This is a genomic window from Paenibacillus sp. FSL W7-1279 (genome assembly GCF_037969845.1).
Lineage (GTDB): Bacteria > Bacillota > Bacilli > Paenibacillales > Paenibacillaceae > Paenibacillus_AQ.
The window spans coordinates 6,903,975-6,929,381 of sequence record NZ_CP150215.1; the positions used below are offsets into that span (position 1 = coordinate 6,903,975).

22 protein-coding genes and 1 pseudogene are annotated in these 25,407 nt (G+C 42.0%); all 23 read right to left on the reverse strand.

The window, feature by feature from the left end; all coding sequences use genetic code 11:
* Positions 1-318 precede the first annotated feature (318 nt).
* On the reverse strand, positions 319-1,788 hold the full coding sequence (locus tag MKY82_RS31340) for a hypothetical protein (protein WP_339295015.1): 1,470 nt from the start codon (positions 1,786-1,788) through the stop codon (positions 319-321).
* Between the two features lie 33 nt (positions 1,789-1,821).
* Positions 1,822-2,667 carry a TylF/MycF/NovP-related O-methyltransferase gene (locus MKY82_RS31345; RefSeq protein ID WP_339295016.1) on the reverse strand — a complete coding sequence of 282 codons (846 nt, stop codon included), beginning with the start codon at positions 2,665-2,667 and terminating at the stop codon, positions 1,822-1,824.
* Between the two features lie 38 nt (positions 2,668-2,705).
* Positions 2,706-4,058, reverse strand: coding sequence for a Gfo/Idh/MocA family oxidoreductase (locus tag MKY82_RS31350; protein WP_339295017.1), 1,353 nt, complete (start codon positions 4,056-4,058; stop codon positions 2,706-2,708).
* Between the two features lie 35 nt (positions 4,059-4,093).
* A complete protein-coding gene (locus MKY82_RS31355) occupies positions 4,094-4,933 on the reverse strand; it encodes a LicD family protein (protein ID WP_339295018.1) in 840 nt (279 codons plus the stop codon).
* Positions 4,934-5,022: 89 nt separating this feature from the next.
* Positions 5,023-6,915, reverse strand: coding sequence for a glycosyltransferase (locus MKY82_RS31360; protein ID WP_339295019.1), 1,893 nt, complete (start codon positions 6,913-6,915; stop codon positions 5,023-5,025).
* A gap of 9 nt (positions 6,916-6,924) precedes the next feature.
* On the reverse strand, positions 6,925-8,010 hold the full coding sequence (locus tag MKY82_RS31365; RefSeq protein ID WP_339295020.1) for a glycosyltransferase family 2 protein: 1,086 nt from the start codon (positions 8,008-8,010) through the stop codon (positions 6,925-6,927).
* A gap of 83 nt (positions 8,011-8,093) precedes the next feature.
* Complete coding sequence (locus MKY82_RS31370) at positions 8,094-12,338, reverse strand: IPT/TIG domain-containing protein (RefSeq protein WP_339295021.1); 4,245 nt, start codon at positions 12,336-12,338, stop codon at positions 8,094-8,096.
* A gap of 17 nt (positions 12,339-12,355) precedes the next feature.
* Complete coding sequence (locus MKY82_RS31375) at positions 12,356-12,697, reverse strand: hypothetical protein (RefSeq protein WP_339295022.1); 342 nt, start codon at positions 12,695-12,697, stop codon at positions 12,356-12,358.
* Positions 12,690-13,079: a flagellar export chaperone FliS gene (fliS, locus tag MKY82_RS31380; protein WP_339295023.1), complete on the reverse strand. Its 390-nt coding sequence runs from the start codon at positions 13,077-13,079 to the stop codon at positions 12,690-12,692. The genes MKY82_RS31375 and fliS overlap by 8 nt, the downstream gene beginning before the upstream one ends.
* A 54-nt stretch (positions 13,080-13,133) precedes the next feature.
* Positions 13,134-14,606 (reverse strand): flagellar filament capping protein FliD, encoded by a 1,473-nt coding sequence (gene fliD / locus MKY82_RS31385; RefSeq protein ID WP_339295024.1) that lies wholly within the window; start codon positions 14,604-14,606, stop codon positions 13,134-13,136.
* A gap of 15 nt (positions 14,607-14,621) precedes the next feature.
* Entirely contained in the window at positions 14,622-14,960 is a 339-nt protein-coding gene (locus MKY82_RS31390; protein ID WP_339295025.1) for a flagellar protein FlaG, read from the reverse strand.
* Positions 14,961-15,033: 73 nt separating this feature from the next.
* Positions 15,034-15,879 carry a flagellin gene (locus MKY82_RS31395; protein WP_339295026.1) on the reverse strand — a complete coding sequence of 282 codons (846 nt, stop codon included), beginning with the start codon at positions 15,877-15,879 and terminating at the stop codon, positions 15,034-15,036.
* Positions 15,880-16,052: 173 nt separating this feature from the next.
* Positions 16,053-16,283 carry a carbon storage regulator CsrA gene (gene csrA / locus MKY82_RS31400; protein WP_339295027.1) on the reverse strand — a complete coding sequence of 77 codons (231 nt, stop codon included), beginning with the start codon at positions 16,281-16,283 and terminating at the stop codon, positions 16,053-16,055.
* Entirely contained in the window at positions 16,261-16,725 is a 465-nt protein-coding gene (locus MKY82_RS31405; protein WP_339295028.1) for a flagellar assembly protein FliW, read from the reverse strand. The genes csrA and MKY82_RS31405 overlap by 23 nt, the downstream gene beginning before the upstream one ends.
* A 73-nt stretch (positions 16,726-16,798) precedes the next feature.
* Positions 16,799-17,374 carry a DUF6470 family protein gene (locus MKY82_RS31410; RefSeq protein WP_339295029.1) on the reverse strand — a complete coding sequence of 192 codons (576 nt, stop codon included), beginning with the start codon at positions 17,372-17,374 and terminating at the stop codon, positions 16,799-16,801.
* A gap of 12 nt (positions 17,375-17,386) precedes the next feature.
* The gene (gene flgL, locus MKY82_RS31415; RefSeq protein ID WP_339295030.1) at positions 17,387-18,280 is read right to left on the reverse strand and encodes a flagellar hook-associated protein FlgL; all 894 of its coding nucleotides are present in this window, start codon (positions 18,278-18,280) and stop codon (positions 17,387-17,389) included.
* A 12-nt stretch (positions 18,281-18,292) separates the two neighbouring features.
* Positions 18,293-19,867 (reverse strand): flagellar hook-associated protein FlgK, encoded by a 1,575-nt coding sequence (gene flgK, locus MKY82_RS31420; protein ID WP_339295031.1) that lies wholly within the window; start codon positions 19,865-19,867, stop codon positions 18,293-18,295.
* An 18-nt stretch (positions 19,868-19,885) separates the two neighbouring features.
* Positions 19,886-20,386, reverse strand: coding sequence for a flagellar protein FlgN (locus tag MKY82_RS31425; protein WP_260069447.1), 501 nt, complete (start codon positions 20,384-20,386; stop codon positions 19,886-19,888).
* Complete coding sequence (flgM, locus tag MKY82_RS31430; RefSeq protein ID WP_326120435.1) at positions 20,383-20,679, reverse strand: flagellar biosynthesis anti-sigma factor FlgM; 297 nt, start codon at positions 20,677-20,679, stop codon at positions 20,383-20,385. The genes MKY82_RS31425 and flgM overlap by 4 nt, the downstream gene beginning before the upstream one ends.
* Before the next feature lie 87 nt (positions 20,680-20,766).
* Positions 20,767-21,177, reverse strand: a complete 411-nt coding sequence (locus tag MKY82_RS31435; RefSeq protein ID WP_339295032.1) for a TIGR03826 family flagellar region protein — start codon at positions 21,175-21,177, stop codon at positions 20,767-20,769.
* 113 nt (positions 21,178-21,290) lie between these two features.
* Positions 21,291-21,734 carry a ComF family protein gene (locus tag MKY82_RS31440; protein WP_339295033.1) on the reverse strand — a complete coding sequence of 148 codons (444 nt, stop codon included), beginning with the start codon at positions 21,732-21,734 and terminating at the stop codon, positions 21,291-21,293.
* Between the two features lie 633 nt (positions 21,735-22,367).
* Positions 22,368-24,260 (reverse strand): annotated as a pseudogene (locus MKY82_RS31445) (helicase-related protein).
* Between the two features lie 358 nt (positions 24,261-24,618).
* Complete coding sequence (locus tag MKY82_RS31450; RefSeq protein ID WP_339295034.1) at positions 24,619-25,041, reverse strand: hypothetical protein; 423 nt, start codon at positions 25,039-25,041, stop codon at positions 24,619-24,621.
* Between the last annotated feature and the right edge of the window lie 366 nt (positions 25,042-25,407).

The following is a 25,407-nucleotide window of genomic DNA, read 5'->3' on the forward strand; positions in this document are numbered from 1 at the left end:
AGTCTTCGACACAAGTTTTGAATTGTTTAAACATCCATTCAGTTTTTATGCTGGTCGGCTGTGCCCCAACAATTATAATTTGGCTATTTTAGCTAACTTGCGAATCACGAGCGCCTTCAACAATCTCGAATTCTAAGGATTGGATCGAAGAAGTGTTCGAAAACTCGTCTCTGTGTTGAAGCATTACACTTGACCTTGCAATAACATTCCCTTGATTACAAATAAAGTGTGATACCCACTGTCACATCTCCGGCTAATTCACCCATTTTAACCAGAGAGAGAGACGGGATGAAACAGGCATACAAAAAGAACCTGTCTCTAGATAAACAAACTTTCTTTTATCGTATTAAATATATTCAGGCCAGAAGATCCATCGACATTAACATATGCTTTACTAGCAATACCTTTACGTTTATCTGCTAATGGATCATCACCCTGAGAAAATCTTTTCACTAATTTATACCACGGTTCTCTAGAATCATATACATAATAAAATGTATCTGAAGGAACAGCCGATTCACCAGGTAACTTTTCATCCCAGTACAATATTTTTTTCTCAGTTAGCAAGTATGATCTGAGAAGTGACCCTTCGGTACTAATTAACACATCTGCCGCCTTCAAAGCTGCAAAGTAGTTGTCGCTCTCATCGAATATAATATTTTCATAAAGGGGATTCTTCTCATTATTAAGACAATCTTCTGTTAACTGTTTATAGTAATCTGCAAAATATGGTGTATACTTTGCTATCGAAGTTTTAGTTAATGGATGCGGTCTCCAAATAACAACATTTTTCTCATCCATACGCGATATATTAAATAAATCCACTAATTTCTCCAGCGACTTGAACGGGTCTTCTGAAAAATAAAGACATCCTGTATTTATTAAATATACGATTTTCCCCTGGAGCTTATCTTTCCATTCTGTATTGCAGCATGTATCTTCGTGCAAAGCTCTCAACATAGCATCGAATTTTGGCGAGCCTAATACAAGTAGTTTCTCGGCTGGTACCCCTTCATTAATAGCTGCAGCCTTTAAAAAATCTGCAGCTAAGATAATTCTGTCTACATTTTTAATAGTTGCTAAACTATATGCTAATCTAGTATCTCCCGGTTTCGGTAAAATGAAGGAGGATATATGATATGGAATATATACTAGCATATCAGTATATTTCTTTATATTCGAAGTGAAAAATCTTTCATCAACACGAGTAAGGGTATTGTAATTATCATATATATTATGGACAAAGACGATATCTGGACGTTCATTTTCAAAACTATATTCATCAAAATGAGTTATGGGGATATTATGAGGAAAACGATCTCCCTCATATGTTGAGATGACCTCACCATTTCCTGATACTCGGTAGTAAGGAATAGGAACTACACGAACGGTGCAATCCTTATCCTTAACAGCGGCTTCATACACACTCTCTAGACTATCCCACATCGAGACTTTATAAGGAAAAAAAACGATATTCAACTTAGCGTCGATTTTTTCTATAATCATAGTTTTCAATGAGAGCATCTGCTCATGTAGTACAGTGACTTTGTTTGTATCTATAAAGGATTTCTTTTGGATTTCTTTTAGACTTTCTAGAATGTTTGTCAACATTTCCAGAATTTCATCTGGACAAATCTCCTCCAGCATTAATTTTTCATTTATTGAATTGAGAGCAGTTAAACATTCCCTAATCGTATTATTTGGATTCTTTAACCGATCTAGTATAACTAAGTACTCAGAGACAGTACCTAATAACCCAATTATCCTTTTCTTCATGTTGAGATTCATGCTTGTCCCCCTATAATGTTACCTGCTAATCACTTATTTTACTATTATCACACTTCCACAAATATCACTAATAGGAACATACTTAGCATTAACTGATTTACAATATTCTCTAACTGCTTTTTTCACTCCATGAAATCGGGTACTATTATAATCATGAATAAATATATACCCTCCTTCATTCAATCGTGGATAAAAAAATCTCAACCCTTCTAATATTGGTCCGTACAAGTCCACGTCAAGACTTACAAAAGCAAAAGAATCATCAGTATCTATCGCTGATTCAGGAAAGTAACCCTTCTTTACGATACAATTCTCAGGATGAGACATTTTGTTAAGAACTAATTGTACATCTTCATTTTTAAACTCACCCGCAGAAGCATTCGAAAACTTACCTTCTTTTTCAGTAAGAATATCTTTTTCATCGAAACCATTAAATGTATCAAAGAGGTAAAGTTTTCGATCATAAAATGACTCGTTAATATATTTTGCAAAATCCCCCTTATATACACCTAACTCTGCGACATTCCCTTGAACTTGATTCTCATATATTTCATCTGCTGCTAAACGAAGGGAGGCTATACGAGAATCAAACATTTGATTTCTATAGAAATCAATAATTTTATCTCTGCTCACATCATTATCATCTACGAGCTGGGTAATAATCGACTCACTTTGAAGGTTAGCAATGATAATATAATCATATGAATAGTTATTGATCCGTTCAGGACTTATTATCGGCTTCGAATATAAAGATCTCCCTTGCTTGGCTAAGTTATTATCTGCGAAAGCTATTACTTCATATTGTTGATCTAAAAGATAAAAAACCCTTGATCCTCCATTGCCAGCACCAAATATGATAACCTTGACTTTTTCGCCCATTTGACTTGTTCTCCTTTTACTATATCACTATTTGAATGCTAAGCTTTGATTATGGTTGTATTCTGCCTCGTAATAAACGCCTCAATAATACTAGAGATTGCAATGGATTCTTTCGGGGTTAACTTAAACCCCTTTTTATCATTCCCATTAATTATTGAGATGAAATCACTTAACTCATAACGAAGGCCTTCACCTTCAAACTTCGAAAAGAATTTTTCATTGTTCTGTACATTTTCATAACACACTTCAAACTGCTGTGTTTTCCACCATGGAGCCTTAACATTGATATACCCCTTAGTTCCAGAAATCAGCAAATCCCCCTCAGATTTAACTCCTAGACCCACCTTCGCTGTCGAAAACGCATGATCATATTGAAGATATATTTTAGTGAACATATCAACACCATGTTCATCTATAAATGTATCGAATCTAAAATCCGTAATCTCAGTTCCTAGCAGCTTCACAATCGCAAGCAAGGGATAGCTAGCAAGCTCTGTAACACTCCCACCGTATTCATCAACTCGTAATTCCCTAACATCCCCCGATACGAGTTTAGTGAAACATGCCTCTACATCACGAATCCGACCAATCTGTCCACTCCTTGCTATTGCTAGTAGCTGTAGAAATCCCGGTGAATAGGCAGTCTTAATTGCCTCCAAAAGAGTAAGCCCCTTCTCGTGTGCTGATTCATACACTTCTTTAGCTTGATTGAAACTTAATACCAATGGTTTTTCACAAAGCACATGCTTTCCATGTTTTAGAGCCTGCTTTATGTAGTCATAGTGTGTATGGTGCGGTGAAGCAATATAAACGGCATCAATTTTATCAAAAAAGGTTTCAAGATTATCCGTAGCAAATTTAAGTTCAAATTTTTCTGCAAACTTTTTTGCACTTTCAATCCTTGGGTTGAAAACCCCTTCAAGACTTGCTCCGCTTACATATTTCACTTCAGGAGCAAACCTAACAGCTATTCTACCAGTACCAATAACCCCTAGTCTTACGATTTTATAGTTTCTTTGGCGTTTTAGAGTGCTCGATATTCCTTTAGTTCGTTCCAGATAAACAACTTTGCAATATTGCTCTAGAAAATCAAATTTACCCATCCAATCCGAGCCTACAGTAAAGATGTCAATACCATACTTTTGAATGTCCTCTACTTTTTGCCCTACATGATCCTCAATCAATATCTCGTCGGCTAGTCCTGTTTCCTTAACATTCTCAATCCGTTCCATTAGCGAGTCTACAACATTCATTTTCCCACGATACTCATCATATTGCTCAGTTGTTACTCCGACAATGAGATAATCCCCTAATTCTTTAGCACGCTGCAAAAGACGATAGTGCCCTTCATGAAACAAATCAAACGAACCGTAGGTAATGACTTTTTTCATTGCAATGCTCTCCCTTGAAGTTCTGAAGTTCTATTCTAGTTACGGTCACGTGGCAGCAGCCTGTATCTAGTCGAAGCATGCCCCTGCCTTTGTTCTACTGGGGGCGGTTCTAGATAATTGCCAAATTTAAAGGTCAAGTATTCATCATAATCTTTCGCCCCTGGAAAATAGTGCCCTTCAAATAAAATATCTTTAAGATCTACATACCACTTCTTATAGTATCCGTAATATCCGTTATCAGGTGTAGGGAATGTCAGAATACGTACCATTCGTGTCTGCTTTCTATTACTAAGTCGTTTTAAAGTATTATAAAGACTAAAAACAAAATCTCTTGGAATCAGGGAAACTAGACGATAAAGAATTCGCATAATTTTCTTTGAATCCGATTTTGCGCCCACAGTAGACCAGAGCATTTTTCTAACTACTGTACAACCGAAATTGTGAATTTTTCGATAAATCATACGTTCCGGTACATGGTCCAACGGAAAAATATCAATGAATATGCCAGAAGGATAAGGCATATGCTCTTGGCCTTTACGAATAAACTCAGTGTCCTTACGACGAATTTTCCCATAACCCCAACGGTATCCGGAAGTATTTGAATGTGTCTGTAAATAAAACCGTGAATGATCCATTTCTTCCTCGCACACACTACAAAATTTCTCATATTCTGGACGTAGCATGGCTACATCAGCATCGTCATCCCACGGAATGTATCCTTTATGCCGAACAGCACCGAGAAGCGTTCCTGCAATGATACAATAGCGGATATTAAATTTTTTACATATTCGGTCTACTTCTAGCAGCATCTCAAGTTGAATCAACTGTAACTGTCTTAAGTCTTCAGGCGGCATCTCTTTATATCCATTACCCATAGCGGACCTCTCTCATTATATAAATTAGTAGTCGCGGCTAAATGCTGTCTTATTAGCTTAATATATCTCCTAAAAGGCTTAGCAGGACTTCAGAGAGTAAATCTAGAAAGGCTCAGACTCTTTACCCATTTAGATTCTGGTTGTAGATTCGAAATATCATTTAAGATGTTTTCAAGAGATACTAAATCATTTAATTCTAGCGCTACATCACATATATGAAATGCTATCATTGCACTTTTTTTAATTTCAACTGCTTGATTATAGTAATAGATGCTGTCCTCTAAGGAACCCAATTGGCGCAAAGCTTTTGCTGCTAAAAGATTAATTTTATAACTTTCTTTTTCTGTGGTTCCCTCCAGCAATACTGAAAGCGAGATATCATAAAAACCAGCTTTGTAACACGCTTTTGCTAAAACATAGCGCATTTGTGGGTTGTTAAACTGCTCAGTAAAGTAGTCCATGTATCTGTAGTCCTGAAGTTTAAGCACATCAATTAATAAATTATAAATAATCTCTACAAACTCTTTAGTAAATTCCAAGCAAGTGAATGTCTCTTTCGAGATTATGGACTTGAGGATCTTCTGTTCGTTACTTCTCAAAGAAACTGAATCGAAATAATGTTCTAGTAAATTAGTGTCCGACAAAAGGAAGCTTATTAATAGTATTTCTCTTATATCATTGTGTTTGTTTTCGGAAAAATGATAATATTCCCGTGCACTCTGATATTCCCCTTTCAAAATATTGACGAAGGCCTCTACACCTTGATCAGTTTGAACTTCATACCTATTGATGTATTCTAGTAGTACAGGATGTCGTAAGTGATAAAGTGCGGTAATTAGCTGCTGAATAACTGATTTCTGGTTAGGCCATAAGATAGACATTTTCTCAAACAATGTAGATCGATCAGCATGATAGTTAATTTCTAAGAAGCTCTTAAGCATTCCCATTACATTAGGGGCCTTCAATATGGCTTGAACTATATATTCATTTGCCCTTTTTTGATCAAAACGTTCTACCGCAATTTCCGATAATCTAGCGAATGCTAAGTAGCTGCCAGTCCCCTCGTAAGTATTAAAATGTATAGCTGGATTACTATCGCCAATCTTAATACAGGTTTCAAAACAATCTGCTGCATCCTGCAAATAACCTAGTTCTTGATAAGTTAAGCCTTCGTAGTATTTAAACTCAACATAATCAGGATAAAGAGAGAAGCAATCACTAGCAATAGATAAAGCATCTTGATATTGTTTCAGCTGCATCAAGGCTTGAATTAAACCCAAGTAAAGTCTCTTTGTGAATGTATATTCTCCACCGTATTGGTATGATTTTCGATATGCTTCTAGAGCCTTTTGATATTCTCCTTCTGTAAAATACTGCTGACCAAGATTATAGTAATTAAAAGCTGATGGATTATCCTTGTTTTCTTGCAGTAAGATATCCATGTTTCTTTTTTTCTTGTTTTTCAAATTAACAACGGGCATTAAATATCCATCATGGTGAATCACAATATTTTCAAGAACCGCTGAGCTTCTATGCCAATTTAATGTGAGATTGATCTGCTCATGAAGAGCGCCTTCATACCTTAACTCATTAATATTTCGGAATAACCGAGGAAACTTGTGTACTTCTGCCAAGCCTCCCCCTAAATCATTACGAATCGGCAAATAATAAATATCCTTATCCAATGCACTGCTTAAATCATGTTCGCTATCCTCAAGCCATTCGTCAGCATCTAATTGGAGTATATAATCACCTGTTGCTTGTTCGATGGCGTGGTTCCTCGCATTAGAGAAATTGTGATCCCATTTGTAATGAAATACCTTTGCATTAAATTTGGCTATTAATTCAAGGGTTCGATCTGATGATCCGGTATCGACGACTATGATCTCATCTACTGTGGAATATACGCTTTCTAAACAGCGTTCGATACATCGTTCTTCATCTTTTACAATCATACATAAGGAAATAGTAGATTTATTCATAGGGGCCTCCTATAACAGATGAGCTAATCGGTTACATGCTAAATCAAAACCATAGTCACTGCTTTTTTTGTAATGATAACGAGCTTGATCTGGCTTCATAGATACTTCATAATACAATCCTAGATTATAATGTGCTAGATAGGAACCCACACCGTTCTCTGTTTCATACTTAACAGAGTCTGCCTCCCCCAATGCAACACACTTCTCAAATGCTTGAGGAATCAGATGAAAGGATTCTGGGGTTTTCATTTCTATTAATGCACAACCATATATATAATATAAATCGGTATAGCAAGGATAAGTTATTAGGGATGATTTCAAAAGAATCATTAATTTTTCCCACTTCTTTTCTTTTAAATACGCTTTTGCCAAACTTCGGATAATAGTCGAACGGTATGATAGAGTGAAATCTGATATTAAATATGCCTTTTCTAAGTACATGACAGATAAATCATCTTGTTTACTAACCGAATAGGTCCGACCTAACTGAAATAGAATATATGGGTCTTCTAAATTTTCCTGTAATTGTTTATGAAGCAATTCCAAATTTCTTTTGATTTTGTCTTTATTAAGAATGTGAGTTTGGTTGTAGCCATAATGTGCTATTGTTAAATTCGTGTTATACGTTGCGGGAGAAGTATTCTTATATAAAAGTTGCTCATGGATAATACCAACGTAACTGAATTCCTGTTGATTGGGAAATAATCTCACTATATTCGATCTAACTGTCCCGCTTTCCAGTATATTATGAATTTCAACTTTTCCAGCCATTTGTTTATGATTACTCAGATATATCAAGTCCTTCTGAATCTTCTCGACATCAGCATCGATTAGCCGTTCATCAGCGTCTAGCATCAAAATATAAGGTTGGCTTGCATACTCGATCACTTTATTTCTGGCTCTTGAAAAATCATTACACCATTCTGTTTCTCTAACAATCCCTCCTTCTTCTGTGACAATTCCGACTGTCTGATCGTTTGACCCAGTATCAAGTACCACTACTTCCTCCATATATTTTTTAACTGACATCATACACTCCTTGATATTTGACTCCTCGTTTCTAGTCACAATACACACAGAAATTGGCAGCTTCATGGCTACTCCTTTCGTAATAAAAACAGGCGCCTAACTGGATATAGATTAGGCGCCTCTGCATTTGGTAAAAACAGGAAATATTATTAATAGTATGTGTAGGCGTCAGCTAGTGTACCAGTTTGTCCATCTGGATTAACAATAGTAACTGAAACACCGCCAACCACACTTGAAGCTGGAACCCGTATTCTAAGCTGAGTCGAACTTAAGAATGTAGCAGCGACGCTGACACCATTAATTTCAACCTTGGCTCCACTCTGAATATTTGTTCCATAAACAGTAATGATATTGCCACCGGATTTCGAGCCAGTATTAGGTGAAACACTAGTAACGGTAGGTGCAGGCTTAGGAGCAGGTGCGCTATACGTGAATCCTCCCTGAATAGTGGCTTGTTGACCATCCGGATTAACAACCTTCACATCAACTCCCCCAGCATTAGGCCAAGCTGGAACCCGAACTCTAAGCTGTCCTGAACTTACATATGTTGCAGCGAGTTCTTCTTCATTGAAATAAACTTTAGAACCGTTCTTGTAATTGGCCCCATAAATAGTTACTAGTGTCCCTCCGGTTGTCAAACCGCTACTTGGAGACAGACTACTAATTGAAGGTGGTAAATCAGGAATAAAGATAATGCCATTTACCAACTCCCCAATTTGGGCATCAGGATTTATAACTCTTACCGTGACAGATTCTGGGTTGCTCCATACCGGTGTAGCTACTCGCAATTGGTTTTTACTTATAAATGTTGCTGTTACTTCGATATCATTAAATGCAACCCTTGCACCACTAACAAAGAAGTCTCCATTAATTGTAATTAAAGAACTTGTAGAAGCAAGTGCTGTGTTAGGCGTTATTGAGTTTAACACAGGCGCTGGTGGTGGTGGTGGCGTTGTATAAGTGAATCCATCTGGGAGGAGTCCTTCTTTACCATCTGGGTTCACGACTTTTACAGTCACAGACTCTGAAGCATTCCAAGCTGGTGTTTTAATTCTAAGTTGAGTACTACTAAGTAGGGTCGCAGCTATTTCTACATTATTAAAAAAGACTTTTGAACCATTCTCAAAATTTTTCCCACTGACAGTTATAGTTATGCCTCCGCCAGGCAGCTCTGCAGTATTTGGAGAAACAGTTGATACAATTGGATTTGGCTTCTCTGGTGGGGCCATAAAAGTAAACGCATTTGCTAAAATTGAAGGTTCTCCATCTGGACCGGAAACAGATATATCCACTGTTGCAGGAGTCTCCCATTGCGGTGTTTTAAATCGAATTTCGGATGTCGACATTAATGTTCCAGAAACAGTAACTCCTCCGATTTTCACCAAGGTCTCCGAATTGAAATTACTTCCCTTAATTGTTAAAAGCGTTCCTCCTGCCTGTGGCCCACTATTCGGTGTGACTGAAGCAATTGTAGGGGCTGGGGGCGGAGGCGGAACCTCATAAGTAAACCCTCCTGTTAAAACAGCTGATTGCCCGTCCGAGTTCAACACCCTAATATCTACACTTTCAGCTGTCGCCCATCCCGGTGTCGTGGTTCGGAGTTCAGTTCCTGAGATATAAGACACCGCTATCTCACGATCAGCAAAGAACACTTTTGAATCACTCTTAAAGTTGGTACCATAAATTTTCAAGGCTGTGCCGCCAGAAACCGGGCCCACTTTAGGTGAGACCGAAGTCAACGTCGGTCCAGGTAGCGGTAAATATTGGTATCCATCTATGAGTTCAGCTGACTGACCATCAGGGTTCGTTATGGATACGGTCACAAATCCGGGAACCGTTCCGGCAGGAACCTTTATTCGGAGCAAAGAGCTACTCGTGAAAGTGTAAGCCACCTTCTCCTGACCAAAATACAATTCCAATCCATTTACAAAATTCGTACCATTAATCGAGATGATATTTCCACCCGAAACGACTCCTGATGCAGGAGATACACTACTAATTGTTGGTGCCGGTGGTTTAGGAAGAGGAAGATACTCAAAAGCCTCAAGTAGGTTTGCTGTATACCCCATAGGAGTCAGTATACTTACATTGACTTTTCCAGGTGCCGACCATTCCGGTGCTGTAATCACGATTTGAGTGGCACTTAATGATTGAACCGGAACCTCAATATCTCCAAAGTACACCTTAGTCCCTATAGGGAAATCAGCTCCCTTTACTGTAACAGTTGTTCCACCAGTAACTAGTCCGCTAGTTGGACTGATTGATGTTAGCGTTGGATCCGGTGGTGCTAGGTATTCAAATGCATTTATAAATTCAACTTCCTTGCCATCCGGGTTAACAATCTTAATTGAAACGAGGCCGGCATTTGACCATGATGGAGTCTTTAATCGAATTTCTCCAGCGTTAATATACGTATATCCGCTTTGCTCAATTCCACCCCAAATTAATTTTGCCCCGGACTTAATATGATTTCCTTTAATATACACTAATGTTCCGCCAGCCAAAGGCCCAGTAGACGGTGACACAGAGTTTACAACCGGATTTGGATCTTCGTACGTGTAGCCCTTAGGAAGAACATGCTTCTGGCCATTTGGATTCTCTACAGTTACGTCTACACTCTCTGCTTTAGCCCATGCAGGTGTAGTTAATCTAATTTCATTACTGGAGACGTAATTAACGAGAACTAAAGTATTGTTAAAGTAAACTTTGACCCCGTCTTTAAACCGCTCCCCTGTCAAAACTACGGTTTCGCCACCGGTTCGACTTCCTATATTAGGATTAATGGAATTAATCTGAGGCCCTTCTATATACGTAAAGGCATCAACCAGGGTAATGGTTGTTCCGTCAGAATTAGTGACCGTAACATCCACCACACCAGGCAATGTCCCCGCAGGTGTTGTTACTTCCAGTTCATTAATATTGCTTTTTGTCACTACTGCTTTTTTTCCATCAATTGATACAGTTGCATCTTGCATGAAGTAGTCTCCCTTAATCAATACCTTGGTCCCTCCTTCCAAAGGACCTTCATTAGGTAAAACCTCAACAATTTGCGGATCAGCATAATATCGATATTCAGATACAGCGGATTGACCATCTTCATTCGTTACCGTTACAGGAATCATTCCCTGTGTTCCCGGAGGAGTAATAATCTTTAATTGATGTGAGTTTATATATTCAACATTCGGCAGTGAAGTCGATCCAAAATGAACTGTGGCGTTTGGACTGAAATGTTCACCGTTAATGACGACTACCTCGCTACCATCAATATGCCCGTAATTCGGTTCGATTGATGTAACGATGGGAGCATACTGTTTTACAGTTAAAATCGGTTGAGAAACCGAATATTGATGTTGTTGACCAAGATAGTCTTTATATTTAACTGAGATATCCTGGTCTCCCGCTGGGAATGATCCCGAGGGAGCTCCTGATTTATGGCGAATTTTATACTTAAAAGTTAGCAGCTCATTTTTAAGCTCAAGAAAACTCCAGGAAATCGTATTACCATTTACAATTGGCTGCGGAATATTGTCATTATAAGATCCGGGAACTATTTCAAATTGTGACGATACGAAGTCAGTTACCGTCACATCGTAGGCGCTTGCAACCCCAATCTCTTCAACAATTGCAGCATAGATCTCTGCTAGTCCGACTGATCCCAGCACAAAATGATGATGGTGGGAAGTAGTAGCCATTTCCCTCATTAGCAAATTAGGAGCACTCGTATCAGGATTTTCTGTCGGCAACAATAATGCAATCGTATAGAAAACCACTCCTTCCGTCTTTGCTGAGCTGGCTTGTTCCAAAGCAACTTGACGAGCATAAGTTTCAGGACTTGGTTCAGTTGCTTGTCCATCAGTCAATAATATAATGACTGGTTGGGCATCAGGTCTATGATTTCTAAGCAACTCCTGTGCTTTTTCTATTGCTGATTTTGTAGCTGTACCACCATTAGCTTGAATTCCATTAACATATTGCTTCAAATCAGCAGGATTGCTTGTTAAGTCTTTATGATTAACATTGCTGGCGAAATCAACTATTCCAACTCTATGCTTACTAAAGTCAACCAAATCAATAAAACCCTTGGCTGCCTCTTTGGCATTGCGCATTTTGTCCTCTCCGTTATTTGGAGCATAATTAGGCCCCATACTTCCAGAGCGGTCTATAATTAAAATAATGTCATTAGGTTTAATAAATGTGCTATCTGGAGTACCCTGAACATTAATCGTTACTTCAGACTCGCCCCCCTTAAATATTTCAATTGGGTTTAGCTCTTTCGTGACCTTTACACTCTCATCATTAACCTGTGCAAATAAAGCCGGCGAGAAATTAAAACATTGCACGATTATGAGAGTAAACGCCAAAAACGAAATTAATATTTTCGGTTTTAACTTCATATAAATCCTCCATTTATCTATTTTTTGTAATCCAGAAAAAAGGCATCGACATTGTAATTGTTCGATTGCCTTCCATAATGATCTGAAATTCTTTTTCTCTTCTCAAAAAGGTTTATTTCTTCGTTCAGTATTCTTTTTTCGTTTAAAATGACCTCGGTAAGCTTTTCATGAAGCACTTGCACCTCAGACAATAGAGATCGGTCATATTCAGTTAACGTGATTTCACACAAATGATCGTATAGTTTAGTCATCCGCTCTTCATGCTCACTGTAATGATCATAACTCGGGATCTCCATAACAACTTGATATAATCTAAGTAATTCTTCGGCCGGACTAATCATCTCATGCTTATTACTCATGAGCTTGATTTCCGCCCTTTAGTGATTGAAGAGCCTGACTCCAAGTCCTCGTGATATCTCTTGCAAAATCAAGCAATTGGTCTAACATGTTCTCATCTTTTTTTATAATAAATTCTGCTATATAGCTGTAGTAGAATTCATACAAGCTGCGTAGATTTTTGGCTATATCATAATCCATATTCAAACTTATCATTAATTCGTTTAGAATTGCTCTAACCTTATAAAGAGGCTCATTCATGGCCTCAAACTGATTTTGAGAATATAACCTTTTTGCCGAGAGCAATGATTTGACCATTTCCTGATATAGCAAGAGTGTTAATTCACCAGGACCAGCTGTCTCAACCTGAACTTTTAAATATTGTTGTTGTTGTGCATAATGCATATTTTTCGCTCTCCATCAGTCATTTTATTAAAAACTAGAACCAAAAATGTAAAATCAACCTAATTGTGAAGCTAGCCACGAGCTTTGACTATTCATTTTCTGCAGCGCCTGTTCCATAGCTGCAAAACGCTTGTAATACCGATTTTCAATATCCAACAATTTTGATTTCCATTGCGCTTCTTGATCATTCAATGTTTTCAACTGTTTCCCAATAGTACTATCATCAATTGCTTCTAACGAACTTCCAGAACCTATTTTTTTCTTGAGTGCATCCATTTGTGAATTCACAATGTTATACACTCGATCGGCTATACCAAGATTGCTTTTACCTGGTGCTGGATCATTAGAGGACGACATTACAAAAAGCTGCTTTACCTCTTCAAAATTAGTATTAATTGCTTCATTTAATTTCGTTTCGTCAATTTCCAACTTACCGTTTTCTTTATAATCGCTCTTAACCGTGATACCAATATTGGATAATAGCTGGATTTGTCCTTTAGGAACATCTAACGGCGTATTCAATGATGAACGAAGTGAGGAAAGAGTACCCGTTAGAATGCTATCATTGTATAGCGTTCCTTGCTTTGCTCTCTTCTCCCATTGATTAATTTGAGTGTCGGTCATTGCCTCTTTTTCTTCCGCAGTCAAAGGCTCGTAATCACGGTTTTTCCTCGTTGTTGAAGCCGAACTAAACAAGTCAATTATTGAGTTATACTGTTCTACAAACTTTTTAATATCGTCAGCAATACCGCTACGATCTGTCACTGCTCCTATGGATGCCTCACCGATACTTTTCAGTGTAACTTGAACTCCGTTGATACTTATACTATTAGAAGAAGAAGTTATAGCTGTTGTGGAGCCATTTACATAATATTTCGCATCTTTACCAGTAGCCGTTCCACTTGAAAGATTGAAAATGTCCATAAAATTACTAAGACTATCGGGATTGGTAGCAGCGGGATCGCTAGTTATATCAATTCTAGAACCAGATCCTGACGCGTTTGAACTCAAGTATACAACTCCACTAGACTTATCAAAACTAGCTTTAACACCCGTTTGTTTGGATTTTGAGTTAATATCCTTTAGGATAGAGTTCACCGTAGAATCTTCTGTAAATGAAATTACGACATCGTTGATCTTCACACTTCCGGACTTACCGACTTTTTCAGTGTCGGATGCAATAGAACCGCTAATTAATGTTGCTGAAGAAGCCAGTTGTTCAATTTTTACAGAGCTACTACCGGATGTTGTCCCACTTGATGTAACATCCAATATCGTGCTATTGGATGAAGTAGCGGTGGTTTTTTGGAAATTGCTTTCATAACGCAATCTGTTAGCAGTGTTCCTAAAAGACAACAATGCTGTATTCATGGCTTGATAGTCTTCTCTTTGCCAGAGAGTAAATTGCTTCTGTTTTTGAATCTTGTCCAACGGCAGCCGTTCGGCTTGCATTAATTTAGCGATCAGCGAGTCAGTATCCAGAGTTCCACTGAATCCTGTCAATCGAATAGGTCCACTAATTGCCATTGTCCCGCTCCTTCCTTACATTTTTTCATCAAGAAAAACGCCCACTCTTTGACTGATGTTATATAAAATCTCCAGCATCTTCTCGCTAGGTATCTCCCGAATGATTTCATTTGTCTCATCCTGTAGAACCATAACCATTATAGTATTTGTTTTTTCATGTACCTTGACCTGTATGTGAGTCCCTAACTCTTTGAGTTTCTCATTGACCTGGTTCACTAGTTCAGGAATCGTATTCTTCTCTTGGTTTGGTTTAACTCCCTTTATGTGTACGTCCTGGGCAACTTCGTTAGCAATTTTGTTGAACCATGGCAGCAAGGATTTCTGAGCAGGATTTGAGTTCGAATCGATCCTCATCACTAGCCTCCCAGCGCCTTTATCAGGCTAAAATGAAAAAACCGACCGGTTTCCCGGCCGGCTAAATTCAATATTAACGCAGCAATTGCAGAACGCCTTGAGGCTGTTGATTTGCTTGTGCAAGCATCGCTGTAGCTGCTTGTTGCAGAATGTTGTTCTTCGTGAATTCGGACATTTCTTTTGCCATATCAACATCACGAATACGGGATTCAGCAGCTTGCAGGTTCTCGGAAGTTGTTCCCAAGTTGTTGATCGTGTGTTCCAGACGGTTTTGCACAGCACCGAGATCAGAACGCATTTGAGATACAGTGTTGATAGCCTTTTGTACCAAACTCAAGTTAGCTGCTGCAGTACTATTCATTTCACCTGCACCTGTGCCAGAGAGCTCTGCCAGACCAGTTCCATCAAATTGAACACCCAGAACTGTATTCGTTGCACTTTCAAGAGATAGTGTAATTGTCTCTCCACCATTAGCACCAACTTGGAAAATAACACTTGAAGTAGTACCATCAAGCAATTTTTTCGTGTTGAACTGAGTTTGAGTAGCAATCGAACCGATTTGTGCAGACAATTGTTTAGCTTCGGAGTCGATCTTAGCAGCGTCAGTAGTAGTCAACACTTCGTTCGCACCCTGTACATACAGCTCAGCCATACGTTGCAGCATCGCATGAGTTTCATTCAAAGCACCTTCAGCTGTTTGGATCAGGGAGATACCATCCAAAGCATTCTTGGAAGCTTGCTCCAGACCACGGATCTGGTTACGCATTTTCTCGGAAATGGCAAGACCAGCTGCATCGTCAGCTGCACGGTTGATACGGTAGCCGGAAGACAGCTTTTCAAGGGATTTACCTTGTTGAGTGTTGTTGAAAGACAATTGACGCTGTGTGTTGTAAGAACTGATATTGTGGTTAATACGCATGATAAAATTCCTCCTTGGAATGTGTTGGTGATCAGCATCCTTGCTTCACCCTATTGTGATCGGGACATGGCGTTCGGCCGTTACTGCCATGCCTTTCGACCCATATTATATTTATCGGAAACTTTACTCTATTGTTTATAGCAGAATACTAATTTCTAAATAAAAAATTAATTCTATTCTCTTGGAATGACAGTTTGTAAAATATTTTGTATATCATCATTGAAATCCACTGCATTTTGGTTTTGCTGCTTGATAGCTTCATAAATTTCTTCTCGATATATAGTCACATTCCCAGGGGCTTCAATCCCAATTCTGACCTGATCACCATTTACTTCAATAACAGAAAGAACAATGTTATCATTGATCATAATTTTCTGCCCTTTATTTCTTGACAGAATCAGCATTAATCTCAGCCCCCTTCTTCTGTCTTAACAAAGGCTGCTGTGTTGTATATTGCACATGATCTAGAACAATCTGTGCTGCCCTATTGTTGGATTTATTTATGACAACAGGCGCCTTTAAATTGCAGGATATATCATCTGCAGATCGGACCGTAACAATAACCATTACCATAATATCGGACTCATTAGTAATAGCTAATGCCTCAAGCCAATGTGGTTCCAAATGAAATTCATATTGAGGAAAAAAAACAAAGGGGTCTGTAACAATAAAACTCAGATCTTCATTCTCCGCAGACTGCAAGAACTCAAAGGGACTCGTCTTCTCCTCTGATTGAAGCAAAATATATTTTTGGAAATCTCCGAATCCTAATATCGGACTCTCAAATACGATCATTTGGTTGTTATCTGTCTCGATTTGGCCGAATCTTTTTGTATTTACAATCATAGGTTACTCCTCCTTCGTTAAAAACAATAGCTATAATGAAACAAGTTTCATTATAGCTATTGTATATCTACAACTAGACAACTGCATCAAGCTGTTTCCCCGTTGCCGACATAAATATAAAATTTTGATTGATCAAATATGGATTTATCTTGCCTGGATAATAATCAACTACTGGTCTATGCGTCTCCGGATTTAAGCTAACCCCACCTGGAATATAGTTAGTCTTCACTTGACCAGGAATATACGTAATGTCAACATTATCATATCCTGGATCACCAGTTATTTCGACCCTTGGACGGTCTTTGAACACGTTATTCCTCGCAATTTCTGCGAATACATTTCCACCTTCATGAGTTGCCATCATTTGATCGCCATTCCGGGCTATATCTGCAATATTTTGCATTGAAATCTGTAATGAAGATTGTGCTATTCTATCGGTAGCTTCTTCAAAGCGAGCCTTCCCTAGAGCTGACCACGCCTTGCGTGAATCAATCTCCAATGTTCCTTTAGCTTGCTCCACCTCTAGGATGGCCTTCTTCTGGGTCATATTTATGGATGGTCTAGGCTGCTCTATACTCTGCTGCCCCCTCTCCGTTTGAAGGCCAATCTGAGAGTATCCTTGCTGAATTTGTATTCGGGGGATATTCATAAATACCCTCCTTTATCTTAGAAAGTCCAACAGACTCGGACGAATAATTCTAGCCATAGTATCTAATGAAGCCTGATAAACACTCTCGGAAGTCTTGAGACCTATAATAACTTTTGAGATATCTGCGTCTTCCACTTTGGATTGTAAATCCATGTAGTTTAAATTAAGATCACCAAGTCTGCTAAGCGTAAATTCCAGACGATTTTGTTTACCACCCATCTCAGCCTGAGCGGTAATTGTTGTCTCGAGATTCTTCTGCAGTGAAGGTATGGAACTTTGGATACCTGCTGTATCGTCAGCAAGCAGTGCCTTCTTAAGATTGTCTACCACAGCAAATATGCCCGAAGTGTCTCCATATGCTCCAAACACTTGCTCGCCCAAGGTATTCACGGACACCGTGATTCCAGCACCTACTTGATACCTCACTTCGCCATCATCCAAAGCATACGCGGTCTGCGTTGGATCATCAGGGAATGGCTTCTCATCGGTTCTCTCGCCATTAAAAATATACTTCCCCTTAAATTGGGAGTTCCCAAGAGAAACCAGCTGTTGAAATAGCTGATCTACTTCTGCGGCAATATTGGCACGAGCGTCGGCAGGTACCGTTTCCGTTCCGCCCTGCACCGCCAGCTCCGAAAGCTTTTGGATAATCTGTGTAACTTCGGTCATTACCGTATCCCCATACTTTAGCCACGCATCCGCATCATCCGCATTTTGCTCAAACTGCGTCGTAGCTGTGATCTGGCCACGATACTGGAGCGCACTGGCTACACCCACCGGATCGTCGGAAGGACGATTAATCCGGCGCTGGGTCATCATCTGCTCCTGGTATTTGTCCAGTCTGCGATAATTACCTTGCAAACCACTCATCATGGAGCTAGTCATCATGGATTGTGTTATGCGCATGATTTATTCCTCCTATCTGCCGACGACGCCGGTACCGTTGATTAATTTATCCAGCATCTCATCAATGGTAGTAACCACACGTGATGACGCGCTGTATGCATGCTGGAAGCGGATCAGATCTGACATCTCTTCATCAAGTGATACACTGCTAATTGACAGACGGAGTGTATCTGCATGCTCCACCAACAATGTACCGTTCTCTACCATCTTGATGGCATTGCTGCTGTCCGTACCTAATTTGGAGATAACAGACTGCAAGTATCCTTCAAAGTTCGTAATATCGCTTACCGCACCGTTGCTATTGTTCGGATTAAAACTAAACGTACGTTCTGACAGTTGGGCAATCAGAAGCGCCATGCCGCCGTTCCCTTTCAGAACCACCTCAGAGGTCGTACCGTTATCCGGATCAGTCTTCATCTCTGTCCGCAGGGAAGCACCAATGTTCTTCAGATCAGCTTGGATCGTCTGGCTTAATCTCATATTTCCAGCGGTAATTGGCCCGCCGTTAGCAGATACAAAGAAGTCGCCACCGGTTGTGGCCGGCTCATTAAGGGTATAACCCAACTTATGTAATCCGTTGAGGCCATCAACCGTATGCTTCACATCCTGAGCAAGCTTGCGAGGATTATTTGCATCCATAACAGCATTCGGAATGTTCACGCCTGGCGGAAGAATCGTTCCAGCCGGCAGGGTCACTTCTACTTTGCCTGTAGCCAGTGTGTTGGCCATAATGTTCAGCTGGGTGATATATCCTTGAACATGCACATCACGGGAGGTCACATAACCAGCGATCTCCCCGCCGGTCAATGTCCCGGCAATCGCGTTCGTAATCGGTGTGGACGTCATATCGTCAACCACGACCTGGTTGCCAAACGTCAATTGATAAACGTCACCTGTCTCCGTTACATTCACATTACCGAGTAATGATAACTGATCAACGAGCAAATCTCGCTTATCCCGCAGATCGTTTGCGTTATCGCCAAGACCCTCGATTCGCTTAATACTCTGCGTTAATTCCGCCACTTGCTCAATATAGTTGTTAGCTTCCGCTACCTTGGTGTCGATGCGGGAAGTCAAGTTGTTGCTGAGGGTATCCAATTGGGAGTAAATATGGTTAAACGTCTCCGTCAAAGCGATCGCTTTCTGCTGAACCGCCATACGGGCGGACAAGTCGGTGTCGCTCGGATTCTTACTCAGCGTCTGCCAAGCCGTCCAGAACTCGGCAATGCTTGCGCTCAAACTGCTGTCCGAAGGCTCGTTAAAAATCCCTTCAATATTCGAAAGCGTCTCTTGCTGAACGCTCCATGTCGACAAATTCGTGTTCTGATTGCGGTATTCAATATCCAATAGAAAGTCCCGTACCCGCTGGATGCTCTGCGCTTCTACGCCCATTCCAAGCTGACCGGCCGCTTGGGAACGCTGCAATCCCGGGAAAGCAATCGGATTCGATGCAACCAGGCGGGTAGTCTGACGAGAGTAACCTGGCGTATTGGCGTTCGTGACATTATGTCCAGCTGTGTTAAGTGCAGCTTGCTGGGCAATCAAGCCCCTCTTTCCGATTTCGAGCAAATGAAATGTGGATCTCATCTACATTTTCCTTTCTGCTTATGCCCTGGTATCAAACATGCTTCGGCCCTTGCCGGCAGGATTCTGATGCTTCGGATGCTGATAAAGCAAATCATCCTCCGGACGACTGACTAACAAATTCAAACTGTAATCTATGAACGCTAGGGACTGCTCAATGAGCTCCCGGTTAATCGCATTCAGCTCTTTGAGTTCCATGAGCCTGTCCATTAATTGCTGCTGCACATCCTGCAGCTCTGTTTTTTCCTCCGGGTTAAATACAAGACGAGTCATTTCAGTAACCGTCAGCTGAAGCTGGGAGCGGATGCCCTTCTCACGCAAAAAATCATCTGCGGCACCTTGACGCAGCGCTTCCGTTTCCGCCACCTGCTTCAGCAGGCGGTTCTCCTTGGTCATGACCGCTGTAAGACGTTCCACATCATTATCCAGAATGGCTTGCCTTTTATCTTTCCCTGCCTCTATGAGCTGCTGATGCAGCTCATCCTGACGCTTCATATATTCGATTATGGATCTAGCACTCACTTGGACTCACCTGATTTATTGTAGGATTGAAAATACGGGAGCAATTTGTCTGCCAAACGATCAACTGGCACTTCATATGTGCCGTTGGTTACAGCTTCCTTCAAACGCTGAATTTTCTCCGCGCGTTCCGGATCCTGTACTTTACTCTGTGCACTCAGTTCCATCGCCTCCGGGGAGATTGATACTTCATCCTTACGGCGTTTCCTCTTATCGATATGCTGCATCTCCCGAGATTCAATATTCCGTTGATACGAATTGATGCCGTTCACACGTCCCGATTCGTTAATCTTCACGCCCTATTCACCTCACTTAAAATAAAAGACCGATAAGCTTTACTAAGTTTATCGGCCGGATATGAAACATTGTTAATAGTTCAAAAGTTAGTATTTGCGCAGTTTATCGACTGCACTGTAAGTCTCTCTGTCTTTGCGGGACCCAGGCTGATTTTCCTGGTCGCCAGCAGCAGCCTGCCTTAGCTCCCTCGTTAATCGCGTCCGACAGGACTCGCACATATTGCTCTCACGAATCAACGTTCCGCATACTTCGCAAGGATACGCCAGGTTCGGCGCGTTCGCAATCGAGATCCGGCCTTCCTTGATGAACTTCGTAATTTGCCGCACAGATACTTCCGTAGCCTCAGATACCTCGTGAATCGTTGCACCTTTTTGCTCACGAAGGAAGGTTGCGCATTTCTCATATTCTTTCTCAATAACCTTCAAGCATTCAGGACACAATTCCCGAATATTTACCGTATATAACTTGCCGCACCGAGGGCAATTCCCCAGATTCATGCTCAACAACCTCCATGCCACATAGAACCTTTGATACCCCTAGATTACATTATCTTAGGCCATACGTCTATCATTCGGTAACAGAATCCGCACATTTTTCCTGTTTTAATCATTTACGAACGAGCCCAGGTTAAACTATTGATCTCTGCGGGCATTTCCAAAAGGGATTCGCATCTCCGCAAAACCTGCGCACAAGCATTGATCGTACTTCCAGTTGTATAGATGTCATCAATCAAAAGTATACGGAATGGTCCTTTGAACAGAGATGCTCCCACTTCAGAACGAGTATGCTCTGCGGCCTGATTTCTTATGGACAAAAGCATATCGGGTCCATCCTGCAATGCTCCGAATACACCCTCCATATCCTTCAACCGATCCATCCGGTTTTTGAAGCTCTGTTTGTCCGTGTGACGTCTACGTTCCAACATCCGTACATAAGGCACCTTAATTCGAAGCGCAAGCCCCTGTGCAAGTACCTCCGCTTGATTGAAGCCCCTCTCCTGAAGCCTTTCCTCACTGACCGGAACCGAAGTGACAGCATGTACAGTCCATGGCATGTTACTAGATTTCCATGACCCCTTATTGCCCAAATGGATGTTTGCTTCCCGATGGAGCATTGCGTATGCCCGCAGCATCATCTCTATCAAAAGAGGAGCATAACGTTCATTCCCCCTATATTTGTACTGAGCCAACCACTCTCTCATCTGTGTATCGTAGGTTACCGCACTTCGGTTCAAAACAAAACTTCGATCGTTCATTCCTAAACGAGTACAGTCGGGGCAGCCGATTCCTCTCCCGCAACGCCAACATTTAGGTTTCATAATCCAGGGGATATTCCGATAACAGGCACGGCATATGCCCGGAAGTTCCCGAGTGAAGGAACCTGTTTTTCCACAAGCGAGACAGGTTTCGTCAATCGGTTTGAGCAAATGATGCATATGCCCGATTAGATGGCTAAAGACGTTTGAAATCAATTATGCTCCTTCCTTTCTAAGAGAGCTAGAATAAAGAATGATAGACATCACTCAACGGGTAAAAAGACTACAAAACAACAACGCGAATATATTGTCATCACTATTCCGGGACCGCCGATATCAGCTCAGTAGATTTTTTTCACTATAGAGTTGGAAACTTAAAGGACTCCCGAGATTCAATATTCATGCGCTACAAACTCATGTCCGCTCAATCCCCTAGTCATTCACCAGTTCCTGAACAGACAGTAAATACCCTCCCTTACGGGCAATTCTGTTCATCGCTTTGATTTGCCGGACTGCCGAGCTTTGGCTCCGAGTCCATTGGGGCGCAGCAAAAACCACCCGTCCTGCCGGATCATCCTTGGATCGGCCCGCGCGGCCAGCCATTTGAATCAATGCAGCTTCGTCAAAAAGCTCACTGTCCGCATCCAAAATGAACACGTCACTCTTCGGAACCGTTACCCCGCGCTCGAGTATGGTCGTTGTCACGAGCAAGCGAATCTCCCGGTTACGAAAGGCCATAACTTTGCTTGCCCGTTCCGGATCGATGGATGAAGTCCCTTCAATCGGCACGTTGGCGATCGCCTTGCGAAGCAGCTCCAGAATCGGAGCAATATGCTTGATCCGGGAAACGAACAGGAACACTTGAGCACCACGGGAAAGAGATGCGTTCAGACTGCGAATCAGGAGTGGGGGGAGCTTTTTTTCTTGTAGACAACGGTTCACCGCAAACATTTTCAGCTTCTGAGGAACGGGTAACGGATGACCATGGAAGCGTGCGGGAACTTTCGCGTGTGGCAATCTGCCTGCAGCCGCCTCACGCTGTAATGGCGTTGGCGGAGTGGCTGATAGGTATATATACTTCCCTCCTATTTTGCAAGCGCCTTTGGCAGCGTAATCCAGCATTGGATCATTATGATACGGGAAGGCATCAATCTCGTCGATCACCACCAGGTCAAAAGCTCCCCTGAAACGCAGCAGCTGATGCGTCGTTGCCAGCGTGATGCTCCCACGCTTCCAACGGTCCGGACTCCCACCATATAACGTGACCACCGTCTTCGCGGGAAAAGCCTTGGATAAACGTGGCGCCAGCTCCAGCACCACGTCCCGTCTTGGCGCGGCAACCAGCACGCGTCCACCCGCATCCAAAATCGACTGCAGCAGCGGAAAGATCATCTCGGTCTTTCCGGCACCGGTCACCGCCCAGATGAGAAACCGGGCAGGCCCCGCGGAGCCCCCTGCGGGCGGCTCCGCCAAAAACCGCAGCGCAGCGCCAGCGGCGGCGCTCTGCGCTGCGCCCCCACCGGCCCAAGGCCGCGGTGGGGGAACCCCCGGCCGTGCCCCGCACGGCCGATCCTGCTGCGCCATGCAGCAGCAGGGCACAGGCGCGGCTGCGCCCCATCGCGAGGCAGGCCTCGCAATAGGCGCAAGCCGCCGAGCCGCACGCGGCGCATGCCGTGCGGCTTCGGGCCTCGCTGCCGCATCGCCGGCAGCGGGGGCCATGGCCCGGCGGCGCAGCCAGCCGGGCGCACTGCGCGGGGCCGGCTGTGCCAGCCCCGCTTCCAATCGCAGGCGACCCAGCAGGACGCCGAGCTGGGCCGCAGAGCGCCAGTCTCCGGTGTCCCCGGAGACCTCCGCCAATAAGGCCTCAACCTCGCCTGCAAGCAAGGCTCGTCCTGCCATGCACTGAATCAGCAGCTCCGCCCGCTGCATCAACAAACCCCAATCCTCAGCCTCGTTCCTATCTTCGATAGAGTTATTTACATACGCCCCCTCCAACATCTGAATCTCCTTAAACAAAACACTCCACTGCGTTCTGCTTCCTTCAGGCTCCTGGAGTAAAAAAGGAGCCAAGCTCTGGTACAAATATTTCCGCCAATCGGATTTCCCCCATTGATCCATGTCTTGGATGAATCGAAATCTCTCTTGAATGAAAACCGCCCATCCTAGTGGGACCTGTGTTGATAACAGTACTAATGAGCGTGGGCTGGCTTTCTCATCCGTCGATCTTTTCACTCCATACCACCATTGAAGATCTACCCGCATATCCAGCGAGAGATAACACTCCCATTTCTCTGAAGTTCGAATGGCATATACGGCAATACGCATGAAATCAACTCCAATATCGAGACATATAAATTACATTATGAAACAGATCATTCTCACGATGCCCTATGTTGAAATCTGTCACCTCCTTCTTTTAGCTGCCTTATTCCCAATTCTCCTAGTCGGGTACACGTACCGCTACGAGGGACAGTCAATCACAGGGAACCAAAATCTGAGTTCAGTGTGGGAGGTTCAGCTAAAAACAAAGCAAGAACAAGCACCTATAGATACTTATGGATATGGGAAAGCCACTCCTCTCCCCAGAAAAACAAAAAACACACCCCTCGCATACGCTAGGAGTGTGCTTCACGCCTTTAACAATATGAATACGAACCTGGTAACCAAAACAACTTCCAGATGTTTATCCCTGTACATATGGAATTCGAACAGCCTCCATCGGGTTTCTTAGATCGATCCGTATCACTTCTTCTTCATTCGGATCGGCATCTACTTCCCGTGATGCCGAATCATCGGACCTCCAAGTCCCATATACCAGCTCAATTCCGGACAAATGAGTCAATCTCTGAACAATCTTCAGTGTATCATCGTACGACTGATCATCAAGGACGGTGACACGCACGCGCGTCCCGCTCAGCAGGGCATACCATGAAAGGGCTCTCAAATACCATTCCACCTGCCGCTCATGGTTGGACGTGATCAGCACATAATGCCTGCGCCGCCCCGTGCCTTCACCGGCTCTTCTGAGTTGACGGGCATGCATAATATGAATTAGAGCAACAGCAATCCCGTACACCGCGAGTATCCACAGCAATTGGGCAACCATGAGACTCACCTCCTTCTCTTATCAACAATATATGCTGATCAGGAGGGGACGGTGACAGTTAAGAAACCAGGGCCCACACGGAACTTGATGGGAACGGCTCAACACCATAAGAGAACAACTATCGAGGCGTACCTTCACAGAAGACAGATTGCCTTTTGAAGTATGTCTAATTGCGATATCAAAAAGACCATTCTTCGAAATTTACACTTTCTGATATCTTAGGATGAATAACTATGTAATGACCTTCACGGAAAGCTGACCTCGCTGAATAAGTACTTTCTTATCTTTATCAAGGTTTGTTCAGCTTCAGCGGAAACTTATAAACTCCATATCATAACAAAAAGGAACCGCCCTTGGCAGTTCCCT